The 3,614-nt window shown below is 73.6% G+C and carries 3 protein-coding genes; 1 reads left to right on the forward strand and 2 read right to left on the reverse strand.

The genetic code is table 11. The features are described from left to right. Positions 1 to 630 precede the first annotated feature (630 nt). A complete protein-coding gene (locus POF43_RS34285; protein ID WP_271324720.1) occupies positions 631 to 1,830 on the reverse strand; it encodes a hypothetical protein in 1,200 nt (399 codons plus the stop codon). Between the two features lie 251 nt (positions 1,831 to 2,081). Then, positions 2,082 to 2,630: a hypothetical protein gene (locus POF43_RS34290; RefSeq protein ID WP_271316478.1), complete on the reverse strand. Its 549-nt coding sequence runs from the start codon at positions 2,628 to 2,630 to the stop codon at positions 2,082 to 2,084. A gap of 440 nt (positions 2,631 to 3,070) precedes the next feature. Here POF43_RS34290 and POF43_RS34295 point away from each other — a divergent pair. Further along, on the forward strand, positions 3,071 to 3,614 hold a 544-nt coding region (locus POF43_RS34295), incomplete at its 3' end, for a fasciclin domain-containing protein (RefSeq protein WP_282704959.1).

A 3,614-nucleotide genomic window follows, 5' to 3' on the forward strand; every position in this document is an offset into this window, starting at 1 on the left:
GCCATGCCGGAAATGCGCGCCGCCGGACTGCTCCATCCCACCAACCATCGCGGCGCGGCCTCCACCGGGTGTGGGCAACGGGGTCGGGCGGCACCGCGCCCAGCCGCTCCCTGGGGGGCACAGGCTGGCTGGGAGCGGGGCTGGACGGGGGGTACGGGGGCGGGGTGTGGGGGGGGGGGTGGGGGGGGGGGTGGCGGGGGGGGGGTGGCGGGTGATGGGTGGTGGGTGGGGGTCGGCGGTGGCCGGTGGCCGGCGGACGGGGGTCGAGGCGGGGCGTTGGGGGTGTGCGGGTTCGGGTGGGCGGTGCGGTCCGGGTGGGTGGTGCCCACGTCCGCGGACGTCGCCCACCCCACCGGGCGCCGCCTGCCCGTACGGAGGTTGCCCACGCGTGCGGATGTTGCGCGGCTACGTGGATGTTGCGTACCCGTGCGGATGTCACGCGTTACGTGGACGTGGCCCACCCGTACGCATGTTGCGCGGCTCCGCAGACGTTGCGTACCCGTGCGGACGTTGCGCGTCCACCTCAACGCCGCCCACCCATGCGGACGTTGCGTACCCATGCGGACGTTGCGCGCCCCCGCTGCCGTCACCCACCCCCATGGCCCGCCGCCCGCCACAACCGCCGACCGTTCAGTCGTTCACGCGTACGGGGGAGTGGTAGGCGGACACCGCTCCGGCGTACTGGGCGAGGGTCAGGCCGCCGCGGGCGGCGAGCAGGTCGGGTTCGTCCATCCACATCATCCCGGCCAGCCGCAGGGCGCGTACCCGGCTCAGGCAGATCCGCAGGGCCGTCCTCGCCTGTGTCCCGGTGCCCTTCAACCGGGTGTTCTCACCGGCGACCGGGAGCTTTTCGGGTGCCGCGAGGGAGGCCAGGTACTGCACGGGACTGACCAGTTGGGGAGTCGAGCCGCCGGATGCCGCGTCGAGCCACGTCGTGTACGCCACCGCCCGGGACCGGGCCACCTCCAGCGCGGGGACCTGCTGGGCCCAGTCCAGGCCGGAGGCCAGCATGCCTCCCTGCTCCGCGCGGCTGCGTCCGTCGAGCCCGTCGGCCACCGCCTGCCCGACCTGACCCGGGCGCAGCCCCCAGCCGGGCAGGAGCACGTCGAGCCGGCCGTTGGGGAAGGCACCGGCGGTGGCGCGCAGCAGCCAGCGTTCGTAGCCGGTGAGCGCGCCGAGGTAGGCGTCGACGGACCGCGCGGTGTCCGCCCGGCTGCCCCCGCCCGGCCGCCAGCCGGGCACCGGTGCCGAGACCCGGGCGGAGGCGTCGAAGTACCAGAGGGCGTCGTGGTGCCCGGCGCCGTCGTCGGCGGGCGGGTACCGCAGTTCGCCGCTGAGCAGGCCGCCCACCCGGATGCCGGCGAAGCTTCCGCCGCCGAGGTCGGCGGCCACCCGCCGCAGGTAGCCGGCCTCGGCCGCGCGCACGTGCGGGTCGAAGACCGCGTCGGCCACCGCGGTTCCGTCGGCGGCGGAACCGTTCCACACCACGCCGTACTGGTCGCGGAACCGCGTGCCGCCGGGCAGGCCGAAGACCCACGGTGGCGGGTGCTGGAGTCCCGGGTCGAGCACGACTCCGACGCCCTGCGACCTCAGCTGTGCGACGAGCGTGGCGATCCCCGCGACGTAGCCGGGGTCGGTCCGGCCGGGCGCGGGTTCGTACCGGTTCCAGTCCAGGCTGACCACGGCCCGGTCCAGTCCGGTGCCGGCCAGCCGTTCCGCCTGGGCCCGGGTGGAGACCCGCAGCACCCCGAACCACGGTCCCGGCCGCGAGGACGGCGATCCCGTTCCGCCCGACTCCCGCACGATCCCGGCGATCACCAGTCCCACCACGACGACCACCAGCGCGCGGACCGCCCACCCTCTGCCCCGCCCGGCACGCGGGGACGGCAGGAGGCCACGGGACGGACGACCGAACATGCGGAACGGACCTTCGCTGGGAACCGGGATGTCCCCGAGTGTGCCCACGGATTCCCGGACAACGCCTCCCGGGACGGGGAGATGCGGAGGTGGCGTCCCGCGGTGCCGCCCGGACGCGGTCGCCGGGCGGCCGTACCGGCGGGACCGCCCGCCGTACCGCAGTGTCAGCCCGCGGTGACCGGGCCGCTGGTCGACGTGCAGTGGATGTCGCTCGCGTTGACGTTGTAGCAGCCGGAGCTCAGCGTCGTGGTGTACCCGGCCGGCGGGAAGATGTCGACGTTGTTGTTGACGCCCCACTGGCCGGTGTGGATGCCGTAGACGGCGCCGGTGCTCTGGTTGGAGGTGGCGGTGTTGTTGTAGCTCGAACCGAACGCGTAGGCGTTGCTGCTGCCCCACTGGTAGAACGCCGTCGTGCCCTGCATGTGCAGGGCGACGCTGCAACTGACCGCCGCGGACCAGCTGAACTCACCGTTGGAGAACGTGTCGGTGACCTCGGGATACGTCACCGAACAGCCGAACGTCACCTTCGGGGACCGGGCGGTGGCCGCTCTGGTGAAGGTCACCAGCAGGTGCGAGCCGCCGGTCGTGGTGGCGGAGGCGGCGCTGTGCGCGGGCGCGGGGGCGGCGAGCGCCTGGCCGGAGCCGGTGAGGACGAGCGCGGCGCCGAGTCCGAGGGCGCCGAGTGCGCCGGTCAGCCGGGTGGAGAGAGCCATGCCGTTCCTTTCGCAGGCCGGACGCCCGCGTGGCGTCCGGCGGTGAGTGGACGGGCGGTCGTCCCGTTGACGTGCCGGACCGACCGGACGCGCGAAAAGCAGCATCATCTGACCGCGGCCCCTCAGAGGTGTCAACGGTGCTTTTCGGGACAGGCCGGGGTACGCGAACCGGCCGTTACGGGGTGGGGGAGCGGCCGGTTCGGGCTCCGGGGAGGGGCGCCGCCGAGCACGCCAGGGGTGCCCGAGCGGCCGCCACCGGGTGGGCCCCCGGCCGCCGTCGCCGGAGATCGCGCCTCGCAGGCCCCCGCCCGCCGACCGCGCCTTCACCGGTCCGCGGCGCCCCCGGTGACCGGTGGCGGGAAAAAGACAGAACTCGCACCCATCCGCGAGCGGCGTGACTCCGAATGACGATCGACAACACCGTTTGAAGGAGACCTGAGATGACGTCATCCCGCACCGCGCGTGTCGCGCTCGCCGTTGCCGCCGCCGCGACGCTGGCGGTGACCGCTTCCGCGTGCCAGTCGAACTCGGACTCCAAGAGCAGCGCCTCGTCGAGCCCCACGACGGCCTCGACCCCGTCGAGCCCCGCAGCGGCGATGCCGTCGGCCGACAAGCCGTTCGGCCCGGCGTGTTCGACGATCCCGAAGACCGGCAAGGGCAGCTTCAACGGGATGGCGACGGACCCGGTCGCCACCGCCGCGTCGAACAACCCGGCGCTGTCGACCCTGGTGACCGCCGTGAAGAAGGCCGGCCTGGTCGACACCTTGAACTCGGCGCAGAACATCACCGTCTTCGCGCCCGACAACGCCGCCTTCGCCAAGCTGCCGAAGGCCACCCTCGCCAAGGTCCTCGCCAACAAGGCGATGCTGACCAAGATCCTCACCTACCACGTCGTCGGCAAGCAGCTCGCCGTCTCCGACCTGGCGAGCGGCACCTACCCGACGCTGGAGAAGCAGAACCTGATGACCTCCGGCTCCGGCATGT

The sequence above is a fragment of the Streptantibioticus silvisoli genome (assembly GCF_027947535.2).
Taxonomy (GTDB): Bacteria; Actinomycetota; Actinomycetes; order Streptomycetales; family Streptomycetaceae; genus Streptantibioticus_C; species Streptantibioticus_C silvisoli.

Bases quoted from the DNA above. Each gene is read 5' to 3' on its own strand.
- POF43_RS34290 (WP_271316478.1), bottom strand. From the start codon at position 2,630: ATGGCTCTCTCCACCCGGCTGACCGGCGCACTCGGCGCCCTCGGACTC.